This is a genomic window from Rhizobium sp. SG741 (assembly GCF_012275435.1).
Taxonomy (GTDB): Bacteria; Pseudomonadota; Alphaproteobacteria; order Rhizobiales; family Rhizobiaceae; genus Rhizobium; species Rhizobium lusitanum.
In genome coordinates this window covers 13452-34405 of the sequence record NZ_JAAZQP010000009.1, presented here as the reverse complement: position 1 = coordinate 34405, position 20954 = coordinate 13452, and the positions used below count along the sequence as shown (strand labels likewise).

Below are 20954 nucleotides of genomic sequence, written 5' to 3'. Positions count from 1 at the left end.
GGTCGATCGAATTGAACAGAGAGGTGTGCATAAGCGCTCGCTTAAAGCTGATTGTTCGGTTGGCGATTCCAATTTTCAACCCTGACGTGGCGGTCTTAAATGGACGCGAACCGCTGACCACGTCTATTCTCCAAACGGAAGTTCAACTTCTTCGCGGTTTCTTTTTGCGCCCTCGATCAGGACCATCTTGAACCGCTCGGCATCTTGTGCCGGCAGCATTCCCGCCCCTGTTCGAATACCTTCTTGCCACGCAGGCCCCCGCTCCCATGCTTCGTTGTAGACGAGCGCCAAGTCAGCAGATCGCCTTGTCTGCTGTAGGGCTTCAAAGAGCAGTGCAGCTTGACGAACGTCCTTCTCTCGCTTCGCTGGCCCCTGCCCGTCAGTGTTTCTGCGGCTGGCGACGATGAGCTTGTGGACCGCATACCGGGATGGGTCAGGGACGACGACTGGGACACCGCTTCGGTGGAGCAGCATTGTCCTGACGGGCTCCCTTATGAGGAAGTCGAGAAAGCGTAGCGGATCCGCGCTGGCGCCGCCACGGGCAGGCATCGTTGCCGGCTGGTCGACGTACTCATCCGAACCACGATTCGATGTCAGGAACTCAACCCTGTAGCCCTCGGCATTCTGAAAGGCCGACGAGGCCACGGATCCCGATCGATGTGGAACTGGGCGGAAGCTGGCGTCGACGCCCTGCAGCAGCTCAAGGATCGGCGGCAGACTATCTTCAACCTCCCGACTGATGGCATAATCCTGAGCGATGTCAGCATCGCCGGTCAGGATCGCGGCCATGGGAAGGCGGACGCCAAGTAGTCCCGAATAGCACTGAAAGGCCACCGTCCCGATGAGAACACCCCGGAGTCGAAAGAGACCGCCATCGGCAAGAGCCTCAACGATGTCGCCCGACATGGCGTCAGGGGCGATCATACCACCGTCGCGTGTCAGGGTATTTACCAAGCGTCTGCGAGCGCGTAGGTCATCCTTGTCCCGCTTATGATCAGCTACGCGCTGCGCGATAACCGGATCTTCAGCAGGACCGACGTAACGACGTTTCGTGCCGCCGTGTCCGTCCGGGATGTCGAAGTACCAATATTTGCGCCCTTTGATGTTCGCCGGGGTGAACCTACCCACCGGGGGGAAATCGGCTGTCCATGCGGCGTCGAGCGAGCGCTGACCGAGCTCGGCGAGCATCGTCTGGTACATGAGGTCGATGGACTTCATTAGCTCGACTCCGAGCGTTATACTTTTTTTCAAAAACAGTATAACGATCGAGAGGATAGCTCGCAAGATAGGATGCGAGCTCTATCTCCTTGAAAGGATAGGAACTAACGACCCAGTAATCGCCTTCGGAGCTTACCTCTAACCCCATTCGCGATCATGCGCATGAAATCAGTAGCGACAGAGAATCTTGGCAAACGGTCTTCCAAGCCTTGATCATCAATGCGCATCGATCTAACGAGGCGCGTCAGAAGTTCTAGTACGTGACAACAACGTTGAGCAAGCGCTCCGTTTTTTGAAAAAGAAGTTGCAGCGCGAGGGCGTTTTCCACGAGGCCCGACTTCGGGAGCGTTTTGAAAAGCCCTCCGAAAAACGTGCTCGCGAAAAGGCTGAGGGTATCAGGCGTGTCCGCAAACTCGCTCGCAAAAAGCATGAGCGGGAAAGCGGTATTTCGAGCCCCAAAAAGCTGAGCGCCTCTGCTCGCTAGAGTGTCGGTTATGGATGGCCAGCGCTTCAGAAAACATCGAGTATGATGCGCCGTCATTGACGGAATAGGAGCCGATCCATGACGATTTCAATTTTGGGCATCGCTGGAATGCACAACGATAGTCCTGCGGTTTGCGATACCGATCGAACGCCGACCGTATCGCAGCACAAGTTCCCCCTACTACCCACTTTCAAGCAGGTAGCGGCACGCGACAACGCCCGTGACGTTCGATCACGTCTATCCAAGCGAGAGAGTCGCGCCTGTCGACACGTCAAACAAGTGCATCTGGTTCATATTGAACGACAGTGGCATCGCCGTCTGAGGCTTAGGTCCGCTTTCCGGATCGATGCGGGCGCACAGGTTGGCGTCGCCGATGGAAAAATAGACCATAGTCTCCGGACCGAGAGGCTCTACCAGATCGATCCTCGCCTCAACGTCTGCAAAGCCTGGGCGCTGTTGACGATGGCTAATCGATTCTGGCCGTATACCGAAAATGACTGATTTTCCAGCATGGCGCGCATACTCGTTGACGCGCGCATCGGGAACCAGAAGCTCGGCGCCGTCCGCCAGAGCGACGGCAACTCCCCCGCGGCTCGAAACCAAATGCGCCGGAAGGAAATTCATCGACGGCGAGCCGATGAAGCCGGCGACGAACTGGCTGACCGGGCGGTGATAGAGTTCCTGCGGCGGCCCCGCCTGTTCGATGGCGCCGCCATTCATCACCACAACGCGGTCGGCCATGGTCATGGCTTCGACCTGGTCGTGAGTGACATAGACCGTCGTGGTTGGGAGTACCTGGTGCAGTCGCTTGATCTCCGTACGCATCTGAACGCGGAGCTTCGCATCGAGGTTCGACAACGGCTCGTCGAAGAGGAAGACCTTAGGATTGCGCACGATCGCCCGCCCCATCGCGACGCGCTGGCGCTGGCCACCGGAAAGCTGGCCCGGACGCCTGCTCAGGAGTTCGCCGATATGCAGCGTTTCGGCAGCGCGGGCGATACGCGCATCGATCTCGCCTTTCGCCAGCTTCTGCTGCTCCAGGCAAAAAGAGATATTTTCACGCACCGTCATGTGCGGATAGAGCGCATAGTTCTGGAACACCATGGCGATATCGCGCTTTCCAGGCCCCAGGCGATTCACGACCTGGTCGCCAATGACGATATCGCCCGCCGTAATATGTTCGAGACCCGCGATCATGCGCAACGTGGTCGATTTTCCGCAGCCTGACGGCCCCACGAAAACCACGAATTCATTATCCTCGATTTCAAGGCTGATGCCCCGGACGGCTTCATAGATGCCGTAGGATTTGACGACGCTTTTCAGTTCCAGTCGTGCCATCGTTTTCTCCTATGATTCCTGCAGCCAGATCGCCATCGCTCCGGCCTCGCGATTGGCCCAGAGATGGTAGGGGATCGCCTTGAACGGCCTCTTCTTCAATGCGGGCGGTGCGGTGCGATAAAGCGCATTCTCCCAACCGGCATCTTCGGCCTCGAGCGCCGTGCCCTCGAGAACTGCAGCACCACCGAGAAGTCCTGCGTCGTAGCGAACCGAAATCTCCGACGTTGCCGGCAGGCGAAGCCGCTGCGGCTCGCCGCCAAGATCGGTCTCCTCGACGCAATAGACGACCGGGCCGCGCCGCAAGGCGACGCGTCCGCCATCTTCCGAGACGGCCGGGTGGGCGTAGATGCGGTCGACCGGCATCGACAGGCTGATGCGGACTTCGTCGCCGTTCCGCCATTCCCTTGTGATCGCCGCATAACCGTTCGTCACGCATGCGCCGAGATCGACGGCCATGCCATTGACGAGGATCTCAGCGCTCCGGCACCATCCGGGGATGCGCAGATGCAAGGTGAAGTGGCTCGGCTGTTCGAGCGCGAGCTGCAGCCTGATGTCGCCGTCCCAGGGATATTGCGTCTCCTGCTTGAGACGAACGAAGGTGTCTCCGATCATCAGCTCAGCGGAATTGGTGCCATAGAGATGAACGGCGAGTTCACTATCCTTGGTGGAATAGAAATACTGCCCGAGTGACGTGATGAAGCGGGCGATATTCGTCGGGCAGCAGGGGCAATAATGCCATTTCCAGCGGCGGTGCTGCCCGTGGCTTTCCAGCACATTTTCATAGAAATAGTGCTCGCCGTCGCGGGAGATGCCAGACAGGGCTCCGTTGAACAGCACGGTTTCCAACCTGTCGGTGAATTTGCTGTTGAGATCGATCTGGGCCATGCGGTGGCTCCAGAAGCCCAGTGCGACCGCGGCGCATGTCTCGGCATAGGCCGTTTCGTTCGGCAGATCGAACTCACGGGTAAAACCCTCGTTGGATGCGGACGGACCCAGGCCGCCGGTCACATAGAGCTGCCGGCCGACGAGATTGTCGTAGAGGCGCTCGCAGGCTTCTTTCAGTACCGGATCGCCGTTTTCGACAGCCAGATCCACCATCGCCGAGAAAAGATACATGGCGCGGACCGCATGGCCGACCACCTGTTGCTGCTCGCGCACCGGCAAGTGAGCCTGGCTATAGGCATATGTCTTGTAGACATAATCTTGCGGATCTTCGCCGCGGTTGCGCGCCTCCTCGTCGTAATAGGACGGCATCTGGCCGCGTTCGTCGACGAAATAGGTCGCAAGCTTCAGATGCCGGGGGTCGCGCGTGACGCGGTAGAGCTTGACGAGCGCGAGCTCGATTTCTTCGTGGGCGTCATAACCTCTCAGCTTGCCGGGCTCCCGGCCGAAGGTGTCAATGATATGGTCGACGGCGCGGATCATGACATCGAGGAAGCGGCCCTTCCCTGTTGCTTCATAGTAAGCGACGGCTCCTTCGAGCAGATGGCCCATCGAATACATTTCATGCAGGTCACGCAGATTGGTCCAGCGCTTTTCCGGTTCGCGGCGAATGAACCAGCTGTTGAGATAGCCATCCGCCATCTGACCTTGTTCGAGCTTGGCAACGATATCGTCGATCTTCGCCTCAATCTCGGCGTTGGGATGGGCCTTCAGCGTGTAGCTAGCAGCCTCGATCCATTTGCCAAAGTCGGAATCGAAAAAGTGCTGCATCGACAGGCCACTCGGCTGGATCGGGCGGACGAGCGGTCCGGCGGGCCTGTCAAAATCGAGCACTTCCAGGAAGCCCTCTTCCTCCAGCCGCTTGTGCTGGGTGGGAATGGTGACGTTGCGCACCGTTTCGCTCCAGCCCTGCCAGAAGCCGCCATCGAAGACGACGCTGGAATGATCGGCAGGCAGATAACGCTTGAGGCCTGTGAGCGGTGCCGGTTGAACGCGAGGTGAACTGGACATGACAACTCCTTCAGCGGAACGACCGCTGTCATTTCACGGCGCCAGCCGTCAGGCCGCGCACGTAGTATCGTTGCAAGAGAAGAAAGAGCAGGATGCAGGGGACCATTGTCACGGCAATGCCGGCCTGCAGCGCGCCCCAATCGATGATGCCGTAAATGCCCGAGGAAACATTGACCAGCATGATCGGCAGGGTGAACTTGTTCTGATCGGAAAGAAAAATCAGCGCCGCCAGGAACTCGTTCCATGAGTTCAGGAAGGCAAACATGGCGATCGTCGCAACCCCGGGCAATGCGATCGGCAACATGATCCGCCGCAAAATCGTCGCCTGCGAAGCGCCGTCGATCCGCGCCGCCTCGATCAACGCCTTCGGCACCGCATCGAAGGCATTGCGCATCATGAAAACGGAAAAGGGCAGCTGGAACGTCACATAGATCAGCACCAGTCCAAAGAGATTGTTCTGCAGCCGCAAGGCCTTCAGGATCAGGAAGAGCGGCGTGAGGATCGATTGGAACGGGATCATCATCGTCGCCATGATCAGCACGAAGAGCGCGGATTGCCCCGGAAAGCGGAATTTCGAAAAGCCGTACCCCGCCGGAACCGATATCAGCACCGTCAACAACACCGTTCCGGTGGCGATCAGCACCGAATTGCCGGCATAGACGTACCATCCGGCTCCGACATGCTCGAGGCGGCGGTAGTTCTCCAGCGAGAAGGTCTTCGAGAATAGCGCCGCCGGATTGGCAAGCGCCTCGGCCGCAGGCTTGAAGGAATTCGCGAAGGACCACACGATCGGCATCACAAAAAAGACGGCAAAGACAAGAGCCACGAGAATGAAGGCGAGATAGCCGAGCCGCTCGCCCGCAGGCTTGGGCGCAAGCTTGTAGTTTAGCCGGTGCATTAGCCTTCCTCCGGACGCTGGCGAAGAAAGACGAACTGTATCGTGCTGATCGCTACGAGGACGACGAGAAGCGCGAACGAGATCGCCGAACCGTAACCCAGGCGATATGACGAGAACGACGCGAGATAAATCGAGAACACCGCCGAGATCGTGCTGTTCTCCGGCCCGCCCTGGGTGATGATGAAGAACTGGTCGAAGGCCAGCATCGACGAGGTCACGTTCAGCACGAGCGCCAGCACCACCGAATTTCGCATCAGCGGCAACGTGATCCGGCGGAACCGGCTCCAGACATTGGCACCGTCGATCTTGGCGGCCTCGATCACATCATCAGATATGCTCTGCAGACCTGTCAGCAGGATGATCATGGTGAAACCCGCCGTCTTCCAGACGACCATCAGAATGACGACACCAAGTGCCGGCCAGAAGCTTTGCAGCGGCCTCGGGGCGCTGTCGATAAGCCCCACTCCCCGCAGCAGCTGCGCGAAGACGCCGCTGTCTGGATTGAGCAGCCACATCCACAATGTCGATGCGGCCCCGAACCCGATGACGACGGGCATGAAGTAGATCGTGCGGAAGAAGCCGGCAATGCGAAGCGGCCGGTCAACAAGCAGCGCGAGCGGGAAAGCCACCAGGAAGATCGCAGCAGTCACCAGCACGGTATAGAGCAGCGTGAAACCCAGGGAATGCCAGAGTTGGACGTCGCCCATAAGCTCGGCATAATTGGCAAGGCCGATGAATTTGGTCCGGCCAAGAAGCGGCCAGTTGTAGAAGCTCATCCAGATCGTCATCACCAGGGGGACGAGGAAAAGTACGACGATGAACAGAAGACCCGGCAGGATGAACGCGAGACCAAGCCATCCCTTCGGTTCGGGTTCTCCGCTGGAGATGGCTCGCGTCTCATTGTGACGCATCGACGATCTCACGGCTGTTTCCCCCTTGGTTGACTATCGACATGTTCGGTCAGAAAGGCAGGGCGTGTTCGAACGCCCTGCCGAAATCGCGGGCGACACCACTCAGTTCGGATTGGTCCGCTTGAGAATGCGGGTAAAATCGGCCTGTGTCTTGGCGATCGTTGCATCGACATCGTCGCCGAAAATCGTGCCTTGAATCAGGTTGAGGAAGGGACCGGTGCGGCTGACGAAAAGCTCATCCGAGGAGAAGGTGTAAGGCGTGCGTGCCTTGGCGAGAATGTCGTAGGCGACGAGATTGCGCTTGTCGAATTTCGCATAGGCTTCGGCGGCGAGATCGGTGCGCGACGGCATGCCCGATTCCTGGGTAATGTAGACCTGCTGCTCGGGTTGCATATAGAAATTGACGAAGTCGAGCGCGACCTTCTTCTTTTCCGGGCTGATGCCCTTGATGAGCGCAAGCGTGTCACCACCCGCGAAGCTCGATTCACCGCCCTTCGGCCCCGGGATCGGCGCGACGTTGAACTTTACATCCGGATATTTGCTGGTCAGCAGGTTAACGATGTAGGAGCCGGTCATCAGGATCCCGACCTTGCCCGAAGCGAACGCTTCGACGGCATTGTTGCCGTTGCCGGAACGGGATGTGGGATGGATCGCACCCGCCTTCCACATATCGCGGTAAGCCGCGATCGTCTCGCGCAGCGCCGGTGTATCGACGGTTGCTGCACGCCCGTCATCGCTCAGGACGTCGGCATTTGCGGCCCAGAGATGCGGCAGGAAGTCATAGATCAGCCAGCTTCCCGAATTGGCCACGAAATAAAAGCCATAGGTCTCGTTGCCGAGCGCCGTGATCTTCTTGGCGTCAGTGGCGATTTCCTCCAGCGATGCCGGCGCCTTGTTGGGGTCGAGACCGGCCTTTTTGAAGAGATCGGTGTTGTAGGCGATGATCGACGCATCCGGCAGTGCCGGCACGCCGTAGATCTTGCCGTCATAGGTGGCAAGCCGGATATGGGACGGGCTCATCGCCTGGGAATATGGCAGGCCTTTCACAAAGTCGGTGATATCCTCCAGACCATCAGCCGCGGCAAAGGTCGGAAGGTAGATCAGGTCGAGCACGGCGCTGTCAGGAGCCGCGCCGCCGGCAATAGCGGCGCCGAGCTTCGGAACCATCTGCTCAGCCGTGATTTGGGTCACGTTGATCTTGTCGGAATGCGATGCGTTGTACTTGTCAGCCAGCCCCTGAAGCACGGCGCCGGACGAGGTGCGTACCCAAAGGGTGATGTCGGTAGCATTGGCGAGCGTCGCGCTGGCCAGAAGCGAAAGCGCAGAAAGCGTCAACTTTAACTTGAACATAGATGTTCCCCTTTTTCTTGCCGCCAGCAGCCTCCCAGTGGCGTGTCCAAAACGTTAGTCGACATTTTTTGGTATGTCGACAGTATGTACGCAGCATTTAGAAAGGAATCTGATAAAACCTTTTATCATCACGATTATTTCTGCTAAAAGGTTTTATCATATTCGGTAAAGGAACCGGCCTTTGGTTGAAAAGGACACACGACGGCGGACGATCCATGACGTGGCCCAGGCAGCCGGGGTCAGCATTTCGACAGCTTCGAATGCCCTGAACGGAACCGGCCGCACCAATGCCGAAACGCGGGAACGCGTTATACGTGTAGCCAAGGAAATCGGTTTTCGGCCCAATGCGCTCGCCCGCGGGCTTCTGAGCAAGCGCAGTCATGCGATCGGCATGCTCACCAATGATACCTATGGAAGGCTGACGTTGCCCATGGCCGCCGGTGTGTCGGAAGTACTCGTCGATCACGGCCTCTCCGTCTTCCTCTGCGCCACCAACAACGACCCGCGCCTCGCACGCCTGCATCTGGAGACCCTCCTCGATCGACAGGTGGACGGTATCATCTTCACCGCCACGCGCCTTGATCTCAAGCCGCCGGCTGAACTGGCCAAATTGGCAATTCCTGTCGTCTATGCCTTTGCCGAAGGACCACCCGAAAATATCAGCTTTTTCCCGGACGATGCTCAGGGCGCCCGCCTGGCCGTTGAGCATCTGAAAGGACTGGGCCGCTCACGGATCCTGCACATTACCGGGCCGGAAGATTATCTCTCAGTGCGCATCCGCGCGGAAGCCTACTGCGAGAGCTTCGGCAAGGGTGCGGAAGTGCACTATGGGGATTGGAGTGAGGAATGGGGTCACGAGGCAATCGACGCCGTCTTTTCCCGGCCCGGAGAAAAGCCCGATGCCATTTTCTGCGGCAATGACGAAATCGCCCGCGGGGTCATCGATGCCCTCCGCGACATCGGCATCACCGTTCCGAAGGACGTCGCCGTCGTCGGCTTCGACAACTGGGAGGTGATCTCCCGGCAAACCAGACCGCCTCTGACAACGGTGGATATGGAATTGAAAGAGATCGGTCGCCGCGCAGGCCTTGCCATCCTCCGTCTGGCACAAGGCGAAACCGTTCCGACAGGCATCACTCGATTGTCATGCCGGCTGGTTGTACGCCAATCTTGCGGTGGCCAGGCTGGCTAAGCCTGCCACTGGTCAAACAGTCAACAGCTCATCAGCTTGCAGCGACTGGAAATCGAATGCTGCACTGAGGGTCTTGTGAGGTTCGCACTGATGGCCACTCTCGTTCCCAACGCGGACTTCGAACCGTGATTCTCACGTTAGGTCCAAGCCCTCAGATAACATTCGGCACGAAGATGCACACTAAAACGTCCCGCGAACGACCGGCAATCAACTGACGCCGTTGAACACAACCATCTTGTCGTCGGCCATCTCTTCCATAGTCCAGGGAATACCCCCGACGCCATATCCCGACTGCCTGCGCCCGGCAAAGGGCATCCAGTCGGTTCGGAAAGCGGTGTGATCGTTCACAAGCACAGCCGACGCGTCCAGATGCCTTGCGGCCTTGAGGGCGATTGTTATGTCGGAAGAAAAAACACTCGCCTGGAACGCGTATGGCAGCGAGTTCGATATGCGGATCGCCTCGTCAACGTCGCTATAGCCGTAAACGCAGGTGAGCGGTCCGAAGACTTCAAGTCGCGACACTTTGGCGTCCGCTGGCGGATTAAGCAGGACGGAAGGCAGAAGCGTGGTCTCGGACAGCCGTCCGCCTCCGAATTGCCTCGCGCCCGCATCGGTCGCTTCCTTGATCCAGTTTGAAACACGCTCCGTCTCACGCGGCAGGATCAGCGGCCCGACCTCTGTCTCCCTTAGTGTGGGGTCACCGACACGGAGACTTGCTACCCTGGCGGCCAGTGCATCCGTGAAGGTCGCTAGGATGTCTTCATGCACGAAGAGGCGTTGCACCGACACGCAGACCTGGCCCGCGTGGTAGTATCCGCCTTTGACGATCGTCCCGACGATTGCGTCAATGCTTGCGCTGCGGTCGACAATAACCGGAGCCGCTCCGCCATGTTCCAGCGCGCATCGCGTGCCTGGAGGCAGCTTGCTCTTCAGATACCAGCCGACCTTCGCCGAGCCGATGAAGCTCATGAAGGCGACACGCTGATCCGTGGCAAAGCGCTCGGCAAGCGCATTGTCCTCAGTGATCAACGTTTGGCACCAGCGCTCGTCCAGTCCCGCTTCCCAGAACAGCTTGACGATCTCGATGCAGGAAATCGGAGTGGTTGCCGCCGGTTTGACGATGACCGGGCAACCCACGGCCACCGCAGGCGCAATCTGGTGGATGATGAGATTGAGGGGATGGTTGAACGCCGAGATTGCCGCCACGACCCCGATCGGTTCCTTGGTGGTGAAGGCCCATCGGTTCGTGCTGGCGGCAGTGAGGCCCATCGGGATCTCCCTGCCGCCAAAATTGCGAAGCTCGTCGGCCGCATTGACCAGACCATCGATCCCACGCGTCACCTCGATGATCGCATCCGTGAGCGGCTTGCCGCCTTCGCGGGCGATCATGACCGCAAACCGGTCGCGGTTCTCTGAGAGAAGCTCAGACACCCTTCTCAAGATCGCGATCCTGCGATGTGCCGGTAGCCAGCCGTTGCGATCGGCAAAGGCCCGCGCGGCGACGTCAAGCTTGCGCTCGAGAGCTGCGGCATCGTCCGCCGGAATTTCTGCGATCAGTTCCCGGTCGAATGCCTGATAAACTTTCAGCTTAAGCGTCATGTCAGTTCTCCAGAATGGCAGGAAGCCGTTCGCGCAGCTCCTTGACCAACACGCGCTCGTTTTCCGAGTAGTCGACAGGGATATTTACGAGGTGAACGCCACCGCCGGAAAAGGCATTTTCGAGAGTTTGCTTGAACTGGCTGATGTCGCTGACCCTTGTTCCCTTGGCACCATAGGACTCTGCGTATTTGACGAAATCCGGATTGCCGAACGTCATCCCGAAATCCGGGAATTCGTCCACCGCCTGTTTCCAGCGGATCATGCCGTAGGCATTGTCCTCGATGACGAGAATGACGAGGTTCAGTTTCAGCCGCACGGCCGTTTCGATCTCCTGCGAGTTCATCATGAAGCCTCCGTCCCCGCAGACTGCCATGACACGCCGTTCGGGATAAAGCATCGAGGCGACCATGGCCGATGGCAGCCCTGCACCCATTGTTGCAAGAGCATTGTCGAGCAGCAGCGTGTTCGCCATGCGCGTCCGATAGTTTCGTGCAAACCAGATTTTGTACATCCCGTTGTCGAGTGCGAGGATGCCGTCATGCGGCATGACCTCCCGGATGTCGTGGACCAGCCGCTGCGGCGTAAAGCGATCCTCCGTCGCCCGAACCGCGATGCGCTCGAGGATGCGTTCCCTCAGATGAAGAAGGGCCTGAGCATTCGGCAACTTGCCGTCGAGGCGATCCGCCAGCGCCTTCAGCGATGGGCCGATGTCGCCGATGACCTCCGATTGCGGGAAGTAGACCTGCTCGACGGTCGCGGGCTGATAGCCAACGTGGACGACGCTCGGCCCGCCCCTGCCCATGATGAAGGGTGGCTTCTCGATCGTATCATGGCCGATAGTGATGATGAGATCTGCCTGTTCGATCGCCTCGTGGACATAATCCCGTTCCGACAATGCGGCAGTGCCCATGTAGAGCTCGGTTCCGCCCGGAACCGTTCCCTTCCCCATCTGGGTCGTGAAGAACGGGATGCCGGTGCGAATGACGAACTGCGCGATGTCCGACGTCGAGCGAGGGCGCGAGGCTGCGGCCCCAAGCATGAGCAGCGGGCGTTTCGCCGCCGTGATGAGCGCTGCGGCGCGATCGAGGGCCGCATCACTTGCGATCGGCAGTTCCAGCTGATGCGGAGCGACCAGAGCGACCGGCTCACATTCCTCAGCGGCGATGTCTTCCGGAAGCTCCAGATGAACCGGCCCCGGCCGTTCCTCCTGTGCAATCCGGAACGCTTCCCTGACCATTGTCGGGATTGTCTGCGGCGAGACGATCTGCCTGGTAAGCTTGGTGAGCGGCTTCATAGATGCCACGACGTCGACCACCTGGAACCGGGCCTGCCGGGACGAAAGTATCCCCTTCTGTCCGGTGATCATCACCATCGGCATGGCTCCGAGAAGCGCGTATGCCGCACCCGTTGAAAGGTTCAAGGCGCCAGGCCCGAGCGTCGTCAGGCAGACCCCCGGCTTGCCGGTCAACCGGCCATAGGTCGCGGCCATGAACGCGGCCGCCTGCTCGTGCCGAGTCAACACAAGCTGGATCGAGGATTTGCGGATTGACTCGACGACGTCGAGGTTCTCTTCGCCGGGAATACCGAAGATGCGGTCCACGCCCTCGTTTTCGAGGGCGGCGACGAGGAGATCAGAGCCTTTGGTCATGACGGATGCCTCTGTTGATTGCCGGGTCGATCAATGGGAACGATCGAAATCGAACCGATCCATAGTCAAACATAGGCGTCTTCCCGATCCGATCCAACCGCACGTTGGTGCATATATTGCAGATGAGGTATGTTTGATTGACGGTAGCTTTCCATGCGGAGGATGGATTCGACCCGTCGAAAGTCCTCAGGATTGCCGAGATCCGCGCGGACCGGGGTTGTGGCCCGACCCGTCGCGGCGGCGATAGCATCCGCTACGCTCTTCAAGGATTCCCGGCCACGCGCGCCGCGGATGAGGTCATATCCTCGTCGCGCAAGCCTGTCGGCATAGACTGCGCCCATGCCGGAAGATGCGCCAGTTATGAGCGCCGTGCCCATTGCGGATGTCATCGCAGTTGCTCCTTTCAACAGAACATTTCCGAAGGGGCTTAAGACATCGGTTGGTGCCTAATGATTGCCCATGGGCGCGTGCTTGCAGATGAAGAAGGCGCACATCGACACGTCGACAGTCTTGATTTCTTGCAGGACAGCAATCTCGTCCGCATTGCAGGAGGCCGTGCCACCGACATAGCGGTCATAGACGGTGAGGCCGCTCACTCTGTCCGCCGGGCGACTGACGATGATCGCGCCGTCACGGCGGATGGCTTCCATCGCACCGTTGCAACGAAGCGAGTTGGCGGAGGTTCTCTCAAGCGCGAAGGCGCAGTCTGAAAACGCCGCGAGGGTTGTGAAGGCGATGACGGCAGCCGCAGCCCGGCGAGCACGAAGTTGGTCTGGACTGGTAATCGTAAACATCGAAATTCTCCATGTTAAGATCCAAGGGAGGGTGTCCCTGATTAAGGGTGGGTGATAACTACGGCGGTTCACACCAGCCGGATCGAAACGTCGATATTGCCGCGCGTCGCCTTAGAGTAAGGGCAGATCTGATGCGCTTCTTCGATCAGGGCCTGTGCGACATCGTGCTCCACGCCTGGTATGCTGACGTTGAGACGGGCTGTCAGCGAATAGCCGTCGGCGTCGGAGAGGTTGAGGTCGACTTCGGCGTCGATCGCAACATCGCCGTCGAGCTTGATGCGTTTCTTCTGGACGATCAATCCGATGGCGCTTTCGAAGCAGGCCGACCAGCCGGCGGCGAACAACTGCTCTGGGTTCGTGCCGATGCGCGCCGTGCCAGGCACTCCCAGCCTGACGTCGAGGCGGCCGTCGGAACTGCGCGCGACGCCATTCTCGCGGCCGCCGCTGACATGCGTCTTTGCCGTGTACAGGACTTTTGAACCTTCGCTCATGACATGCTCCTTGATCTTGTGTGTTGGACGATGACTGCTTCACTCCGGCCCCTACGGGCAGGTTCTTTTGTCTCTTCAGGTCTGGATGACATCGAGGACCGCCTGGGCAAATTCCTTCGGGGCTTCCTGCGGCAGGTTGTGTCCTACGCCGCCCCTGATGAGCCGATGCGAGTATTTCCCGGTGAACTTGTTTCGGTAGGACGGGGGTTCGGGATGGGGCGCTCCGTTTGCATCGCCTTCCATGGTGATGGTCGGAACCGTGACCACTGGAAACGCGGCGAGCTGCCTTTCGAACTCAGCGTATTGAGGCTCGCCGTCCGCGATCCCGAGCCGCCACCGATAATTATGGATGACGACGGCAACATGGTCCGGATTGTCGAAGGAGGCAGCGCTGCGAGAAAACGTCGCGTCCTCGAACTTCCATTGCGGCGAGGCTAGCTGCCAGATCAGCTTGGCGAATTCCTTCCGGTACTTGTCGTATCCGAGCCGTCCGCGTTCCGTGGCGAAGTAGAATTGATACCACCAGGCGAGCTCGGCTTTCGGCGGCAGCGGCGTCTTGCCCGCCTCCTGGCTTCCGATCAGGTAGCCACTGACGGAGACCATTGCCTGGACGCGCTGCGGCCACAGAACAGATATGATGTTGGCGGTTCTTGCGCCCCAGTCGAAGCCCGCGAGGACTGCTTTTTCTATTTTCAGGGCGTCCATGAGGGCGATGACATCGAGGGCGAGCGCCGAAGGCTGGCCGTTACGCACCACTTCATCCGATATGAACCGCGTTCCACCGTATCCCCGGAGACTCGGGATAATCACCCGGTAGCCCTTGGAAGCGAGAAACGGCGCGACTTCTTCGAAGGAATGGATGTCGTAGGGCCAGCCGTGCAGAAGCAGGATCGGCAGACCGTCGGAAGGACCGGTTTCGATATAGGAAATATCCAGCAACCCGGCGCGGATCTGTTTCGGGTTCGCGAATGACGGCTCCGATTGCGGTTTGCTTGTTGAGGTCACCGCATTCGATGCCTGGACCTTGGAAGCCAACAGAGCCGCAAGCGGTAAGGTGGCCGTCGCCATCGCGGCGGTACCGATGAGGCGACGGCGGAGAAGGTCGACGCTGCGGGTACTAAAAGACATGTCCATGGCTGTGCTCCTTGCTACAGGGTTGTCGCGGCGGCAAAGACGCGCCGGCGGCGGATGCCGAGGGCGGCGGGCGTTTTGGGGAGGAAAGAAACGCCCGCCGCCCTTGATCTGCCGTTGGTACCGTCTACTGCGCGGCGGACGCAGCGCTTCGGACGGACGACAGCGCCACGAGGATCTCCTCGGTGCCCACGATCGCGCTGGCGTAGTTCGGCATGTTGATTTCGAGCGCGGCATGCATCATCTCGTCCGAGTAGTCGGCGACGGCATCCTTGACGACGGTTACGTCGTAGCCGAGTTCGGCCGCGAAGCGGACCGTCGCCTCGATGCATGTATGAGCAATGAGGCCGATCACGATGAGCCTGTGAATACCCTGCCTCTTGAGCTGATTGTCGAGATCCGTGTTGGCGAAGCCGCTGGAGCACCAGTGTTCCGAGGCGACAGTCTCACCCGGCCCGGGAACAAACTCGGCCCTATACTCGCCGCCCCATGTTCCGAATTCGAAGGTCCGGCGGTTCCACGCCAGTTTCTGGATTGGAGCGATGTATTTCCAGGTCTCGTAGTCACCCTCGCGGTAGCGGTGATGCATTGCAAAAAAGACGCGAAGTTTGTTTTCCCGTGCCGCCTCAAGAATCTGCTTCATGTGCGGAACGCAATTGTTTGCCTCGGCCACATCCTTGATGCGCGGCCAGATCTTGCCTCCTTCGGAAATGAAGTCGTTGTACGGATCGACGACCAGGAGGGCGGTAACGTCAGGATCGTAGGACAGTTGGGCCATTGAACTCTCCGTTGCGGCGTGGGGATCGCTGTCGATGAATCAGTTGCTCCTGAGCGCGGCGCGCTCGATGCTGGCGGCAAACAGGGGCGTTTCACCCTTGTTGTGCGCGATCGACATCGGTTGACGCTGCGTACGGAAGATTTCGAAAGGAATTCCCTGCCGGTCGAGGGATGCAAGCATCTCCTTGGTGGCGAACGACTGCACCCGATTGGTGAATTCGCATCTCCCCTTCTCGATCTCCCTGACGCTCAGTTCCCAGGTCACGTGGATGGTGACGCGGCCCGTAGGCGTGAACACGTCGGAGTCGGAATCGAGGATCAGATGATCTTTCTCGCCGAGTGTTTCGACATAGTGCTGGACCATCAGGCTACCGCCGATCGTCTCGACGTTGATCGACATGCGCTTGCCGTCGGGTGCGGTCGTGAAGCCGGCGGCGATATGGGCGGGCGAGCAGCCCTGATATTCCTTCTCGGGAAGAGAAAAGCACCACTTCGGAATGTCGATCTTCTCGATCGGTGCGTTGATGATGGCGCTGAAGCTTGAATCGACGATTTGGTTCTCGCTCATGTCCGTTTCTCCTTGATGGAATGGGGTAATACGGGGGGACGATGGCGCGGGGCGCCGCGCCATTGAATTCGTCACGTCTCGTCGCGCAGCGACTTGAACGACGCCCGCAGTTCGGGCGTCATCAGCTCCGGCTGCTCCCAGGCAGCGAAATGTCCACCTTTCGGCGGCCGGTTGTAGTGAATGAGCTTCGGATAAGCCTTCTCGGCCCAGCTCTGCGGCGCCTGGTAGATTTCGTCCGGGAACGCGCTTACGGCGACCGGGATCTTGATGCCGCGAGGATCGAAGAATCCTCCCGACGGGAAATGGGCGTTGTCCCAATAGAGACGCGCCGACGAGATCGCGGTGTTGGTCAGCCAGTAGAGGGTGACGTTGTCAAGAACGTCGTCCGGTGTCAGCCCCTCCTTCGCGCCGTCGAAGGACCGTGCGATCATCTGGTAGCTGCGGATGTCGTGATCGAGCATCCAGGCGGCGAGCCCGACCGGCGAATCCACGATGCCGTAGAGCGTCTGCGGGCGATTGTTCATCTCGACCGCATAGCCGAGCCCGTTCTTGTAGAAATCGTCGAGCTGGCCGTAGGCGCGTTTCTCGTCGTCTGAAAGACCTGCAGGTGCCGGACTGCCGGCCGCGAGCGCCTTGGCTATGTCGGCGGGCACGGTCGCCGCCATGTTGGTATGGATGCCAAGCAGTCCCGGCGGCTCCTGTACCGCCATCAGTTCGGTGACCGCATTGCCCCAGTCGCCGCCCTGGGCGACGTATTTCGTGTAGCCGAGGCGTTGCATCAACACGGCCCAAGCCTTGGCGATGCGGGGTGGGTTCCAGCCAACCTCCTTAGGCTTGGCGGAGAAGCCGTAGCCCGGTAGTGAGGGGATGACGACATGGAACGCGTCGTCTTCAGTGCCACCATAGGCCGTCGGATCGGTGAGCGGCTTGATGATTTTCATCTGCTCTATGATCGAACCCGGCCAACCATGCGTGATGATAATCGGTAGCGCGTTCTCATGCTTGGAGCGGACATGGATGAAATGGATGTCGAGGCCGTCGATCTCGGTGACGAACTGCGGGAAGCTGTTGAGCCGGGTTTCGACGGTGCGCCAGTTATAGCCCTGCCAGTGCTTGGCAAGCTTCTTGATGGTGTTCAATCGGACGCCCTGCGTGTCGTCCGAAACCGTTTCCTGGTCTGGCCAGCGGGTCGCCGCGACGCGGTGGCGAAGGTCAGCGAGCTGATCGTCCTTGAACTTGACATGGAACGGCCGGATAGCGTCGGCCGCCGGGGCTGCGGCCAGACGCGACGGCAGCAGGCTCATTGCGCCCACGGTAGCGACCCCCAGCGTTGCTGCACCTAGAAGCATGCGGCGGTCCTGATCAATCTCTTCGAAAGCTTTCGTATGCATGTCGAATCTCCTCAAAATCGGAAAGGTCTGGCTGCACCTCCGTGCTGCGTCAGAACCTACGAGGAGAGAGCGGAAAACGCCCGTTATGGGGTATGAGGAAGCGTTAGCTTTTGCGAGTGGCGTTGCACTGTCAGCGCCATTTGGATCTAACAGTGTTCGCATCGTCGTGGGCACTCACCAGGTTTTGACCCTCAATTAGTTGTTTTACACAAAGGATATGCAATCAAAGAGAGCAGCCTTGGCGCAAATCTCTCCGAGTTTGCGATGGCGGATGAGATGGACTTCAACTAAGGTTTGGCCAGTTCATTGGGTCTCTCGGGAAGACACCATGGCGATTGAGGTGGTTGCAGACAATCAGGCATATCGCTTCGGTCCGTTTACGCTGGCCGTTAACGAGAGGCTGCTGTCCAGGAACGGCACCCCGACAGACCTGGGCGGACGCGCGCTCGACATCCTTATTGCGCTCGTCTCCGCCCCCAACGAAATCATCAGCAAAAAAGACTTGATGCTTCAGGTCTGGCCGGATGCTGTTGTCGAGGAAGGCAGCCTCCGTTTCCACATGACGGGCCTTCGCAAGGCACTCGGAGACGGCGAAGACGGAGCACGATATATCACGACGGTACCTGGACGGGGATATTGCTTCGTCGCTCCGATCTCGAGAATATCCGTCGACCGGGGAAGTGCGTCCGCTTCGATTGACCTATTCCCACACGCCAACCTTCCCCCGCTTCTCGGGCGCATGGTCGGCCGCGATGTCGATGTTTTGAAGCTGGCCGCTCAGCTCGCCGATTCCCGTTTGGTTACGATCGTCGGCCATGGCGGTGTCGGCAAGACTACCCTTGCAATCGCGGCCGCACATCACGTCGCGGATCAGTTCGACGGACATGTTCTGTTTGTCGACTTTGGCGCGATCGGAGATGCTCGGCTCGCGGCAACCACAGTTGCCACTTTGCTTGGGTTGTCGATCCAGGCCGACGACGCTACACCTGAACTCGTCCGCTTCTTGAAGGACAAGCACATCCTGCTAGTCCTCGACACCTGCGAACATCTTGTCGAGGCAATCGCAACGACCGTGATGTCGATCCTGAATTCCGCACCGCAGGTGCATATCCTGGCGACAAGCCGGGAAACCCTGCGCATCGAGGGCGAGCGTGTCTACCGGTTGGATGCCCTGGCATGTCCGCCGGACGTTCCGGAGATTTCGGTGGCGGCGCTTCAAGACTTCCCCGCGACACAGTTGTTTGTCGAACGTGCGGTGGCCGGCGGAGCTCAACTGGATGTGAATGGCGCGCAGGCAGCCATCGTCTGCGAGATCTGCCGCAAGCTCGATGGTGTCGCACTTGCCATCGAACTTGCCGCCAGGCGTGTCGAGACCTACGGGCTGGAACAGACCGCGGCGCTGCTGGATCAGCAGCTCACGCTGTTGTGGCAGGGACTTCGAAGCGCGCCACCGCGTCAGCAAACCCTTCAGGCGACGCTGGATTGGAGCTATGGCCTCTTATCCGATCTCGAGCGAACGGTCTTGCGGCGCCTGGCCGTGTTCGTCGGTAACTTCCCGCTCGATGCCGCCTTGGAGGTGGTGGCGAGCGAGACGCTCGACCGTGCGTCAGTCTTCGCGGCGATCGACAGCCTTGTCGAGAAGTCGATGGTGGCAGCGCGTCCGCTCGGAGCGATGATGCGCTACCGCCTCCTGGACACGACCCGAGCATACGTGTTGGACCGCGGCAAGGACGATGACGAGCGTACGGACCTGTCGAGCCGTCATGCGGCCTACTGCAGAGTGTGGTTCGAACAAAACGGCAGCGAGTGGTCATCGCTCTCGACCGCCACGGAACGCGCGCCGCATTTCAACGCGATCAACAACGTTCGCGCGGCCCTAGAATGGTGTTTTGGCGAGACAGGCGACGCGTCCATGGGCGTCGGACTGGTCGCGGCGGTCGCACCTGTGTTCCGGGCGATGGGTCTGCTGCCCGAGTGCCACCGTTGGACGGAGCGCGCGCTGCAGTCGATCGACGAGACGACACGCGGTGGCAACGAGGAGATGCAGCTTCAGGCGTCGTTCGGGGTGTCTTTGATGTTCACGCAAGGGCACAACGACATGTCGGCCGCGGCTCTCAACAGAAGCCTTGAGATCGCGCAGGCGCGGGGCGACTACCTCAATGCTGCCCGCCTCCTTGGGCCACTCTACTTCTTCCATCTCCGCAGCGGAGAGTTCCGACGATGCCTGCAGTATGCAGAGCGTTGTTTCGAGATCGCTGGCAGTCTCGGCGATCCCGCGGCGACTGCTCTGTCGCATACCCTCCTCGGTCTGTCGTACTGCTTGGTCGGTCGCCTCGGGGAGGCACGCACGACGCTGGCCCCGGTTCTCGAACCCGGAAGATCGCCTGCGAGCAAGCAGATCCATTATGGGTTCGACCACTACACCTGGGCTGGCATAGGATGGTCGACGACGCTCTGGCTTCAAGGGTATCGCGATCAGGCCCGTGCCGTTATTCGCCAGGCGTTCAAGGATGCTGAAACGATTCGCCATCCGGTGTCCTTCGCGATCTCGCTCAGTTCGATCGCAACACTCCTGTGGATCGGCGATCTTGACCTTGCGGAAGAGCATCTGGTGCCGTTTATAACGAGGGCGGAAACACTTTCTTTCGGACCATACCTGCCGATGGGACATGCGTTCCGAGCCGAAATCGCGATCCGACGAGGAGACGTAGAGGTCGGCGCAGCCGCCTTGCAAAGGCAACTCGAAAACCTCCACGTCGCACGCTTCGAACTGTTCACCATCCGGTTCCAGTTCGTCTTGATTGCGGGCTTTGTCTCGATCGGCCGCTACACCGACGCTTGGTCGCTGGCGGAAGAGACGGCACAATTGATCGAGGACAAGGGGTACTTTTCCTATCTTCCCGAGCTTTTGAGGCTACGGGGAAGCATTCTTCTGGCTGCGCCCGAGTTGAGCAACATGGTTGGGGAGACATACCTCACGCAATCCCTGCAGATGAGCCGAGACCAGGGCGCGGGATCCTGGGAGGTGCGAGCGGCGACAGATCTGGCGAGACTATGGGCTGGCCAGGGTCGTTCGACGGAAGCGACAGAGTTGTTGCGACCGATCTTCGAGCGTCTCACGGAGGGCCGAGATACGCCGGATCTCAAGGCGGCTGCAGAGGCGCTGGAGAGACTTGCACACCGCGGAGATGATCAGTTCCTGTGAATTTGG

Annotated in this window: 17 protein-coding genes and 1 pseudogene; 3 read left to right on the top strand and 15 right to left on the bottom strand. The window is 59.5% G+C overall.

Annotation, left to right across the window (positions count from 1 at the left end):
• Positions 1-123: 123 nt before the first annotated feature.
• Positions 124-1218: a GSU2403 family nucleotidyltransferase fold protein gene (locus tag FHT29_RS21955; RefSeq protein WP_047560535.1), complete on the bottom strand. Its 1095-nt coding sequence runs from the start codon at positions 1216-1218 to the stop codon at positions 124-126.
• 247 nt (positions 1219-1465) lie between these two features.
• On the opposite strand from FHT29_RS21955, the pseudogene rpsU reads away from it, so the two are divergent.
• Positions 1466-1702 (top strand): annotated as a pseudogene (gene rpsU / locus FHT29_RS21950) (30S ribosomal protein S21); the annotation flags it as partial.
• Between the two features lie 237 nt (positions 1703-1939).
• Here the strand turns inward: rpsU and ugpC are convergent.
• The 5 genes from ugpC to FHT29_RS21925 all read right to left on the bottom strand — a co-directional run bounded on the left by ugpC (position 1940) and on the right by FHT29_RS21925 (position 8152).
• Positions 1940-3040, bottom strand: a complete 1101-nt coding sequence (gene ugpC, locus FHT29_RS21945; RefSeq protein ID WP_047560461.1) for a sn-glycerol-3-phosphate ABC transporter ATP-binding protein UgpC — start codon at positions 3038-3040, stop codon at positions 1940-1942.
• A gap of 9 nt (positions 3041-3049) precedes the next feature.
• On the bottom strand, positions 3050-4993 hold the full coding sequence (locus tag FHT29_RS21940) for a beta-L-arabinofuranosidase domain-containing protein (protein WP_047560459.1): 1944 nt from the start codon (positions 4991-4993) through the stop codon (positions 3050-3052).
• Between the two features lie 28 nt (positions 4994-5021).
• A complete protein-coding gene (locus FHT29_RS21935; RefSeq protein WP_037199377.1) occupies positions 5022-5891 on the bottom strand; it encodes a carbohydrate ABC transporter permease in 870 nt (289 codons plus the stop codon).
• Entirely contained in the window at positions 5891-6802 is a 912-nt protein-coding gene (locus FHT29_RS21930; RefSeq protein WP_113108986.1) for a sugar ABC transporter permease, read from the bottom strand. The genes FHT29_RS21935 and FHT29_RS21930 overlap by 1 nt, the downstream gene beginning before the upstream one ends.
• A gap of 102 nt (positions 6803-6904) precedes the next feature.
• Complete coding sequence (locus FHT29_RS21925) at positions 6905-8152, bottom strand: sugar ABC transporter substrate-binding protein (RefSeq protein ID WP_047560454.1); 1248 nt, start codon at positions 8150-8152, stop codon at positions 6905-6907.
• Positions 8153-8333: 181 nt separating this feature from the next.
• Here FHT29_RS21925 and FHT29_RS21920 point away from each other — a divergent pair, with 181 nt between their 5' ends.
• Entirely contained in the window at positions 8334-9344 is a 1011-nt protein-coding gene (locus tag FHT29_RS21920; RefSeq protein WP_047560449.1) for a LacI family DNA-binding transcriptional regulator, read from the top strand.
• Between the two features lie 207 nt (positions 9345-9551).
• Here FHT29_RS21920 and FHT29_RS21915 read toward each other — a convergent pair whose 3' ends face one another.
• From FHT29_RS21915 to FHT29_RS21875, 9 genes are all read right to left on the bottom strand, one after another.
• Positions 9552-10943 carry an aldehyde dehydrogenase family protein gene (locus FHT29_RS21915; protein ID WP_047560446.1) on the bottom strand — a complete coding sequence of 464 codons (1392 nt, stop codon included), beginning with the start codon at positions 10941-10943 and terminating at the stop codon, positions 9552-9554.
• Between the two features lies 1 nt (position 10944).
• Positions 10945-12591 (bottom strand): acetolactate synthase large subunit, encoded by a 1647-nt coding sequence (locus FHT29_RS21910; RefSeq protein WP_037199386.1) that lies wholly within the window; start codon positions 12589-12591, stop codon positions 10945-10947.
• 65 nt (positions 12592-12656) lie between these two features.
• Positions 12657-12980: an SDR family NAD(P)-dependent oxidoreductase gene (locus tag FHT29_RS21905; RefSeq protein WP_168600128.1), complete on the bottom strand. Its 324-nt coding sequence runs from the start codon at positions 12978-12980 to the stop codon at positions 12657-12659.
• Positions 12981-13037: 57 nt separating this feature from the next.
• Positions 13038-13385 (bottom strand): hypothetical protein, encoded by a 348-nt coding sequence (locus FHT29_RS21900; protein ID WP_113102521.1) that lies wholly within the window; start codon positions 13383-13385, stop codon positions 13038-13040.
• A 68-nt stretch (positions 13386-13453) separates the two neighbouring features.
• Complete coding sequence (locus tag FHT29_RS21895; protein WP_037199389.1) at positions 13454-13876, bottom strand: organic hydroperoxide resistance protein; 423 nt, start codon at positions 13874-13876, stop codon at positions 13454-13456.
• Positions 13877-13951: 75 nt separating this feature from the next.
• Entirely contained in the window at positions 13952-15010 is a 1059-nt protein-coding gene (locus tag FHT29_RS21890; protein WP_246703072.1) for an alpha/beta hydrolase, read from the bottom strand.
• A 124-nt stretch (positions 15011-15134) separates the two neighbouring features.
• The gene (locus tag FHT29_RS21885) at positions 15135-15785 is read right to left on the bottom strand and encodes an isochorismatase family cysteine hydrolase (RefSeq protein ID WP_168600127.1); all 651 of its coding nucleotides are present in this window, start codon (positions 15783-15785) and stop codon (positions 15135-15137) included.
• Between the two features lie 39 nt (positions 15786-15824).
• Positions 15825-16352 (bottom strand): hypothetical protein, encoded by a 528-nt coding sequence (locus FHT29_RS21880; protein ID WP_037199391.1) that lies wholly within the window; start codon positions 16350-16352, stop codon positions 15825-15827.
• A gap of 71 nt (positions 16353-16423) precedes the next feature.
• Positions 16424-17701: an epoxide hydrolase family protein gene (locus tag FHT29_RS21875; protein WP_168600182.1), complete on the bottom strand. Its 1278-nt coding sequence runs from the start codon at positions 17699-17701 to the stop codon at positions 16424-16426.
• Between the two features lie 370 nt (positions 17702-18071).
• On the opposite strand from FHT29_RS21875, the gene FHT29_RS21870 reads away from it, so the two are divergent.
• Positions 18072-20948, top strand: a complete 2877-nt coding sequence (locus FHT29_RS21870; protein ID WP_168600126.1) for a winged helix-turn-helix domain-containing protein — start codon at positions 18072-18074, stop codon at positions 20946-20948.
• Positions 20949-20954 lie beyond the last annotated feature (6 nt).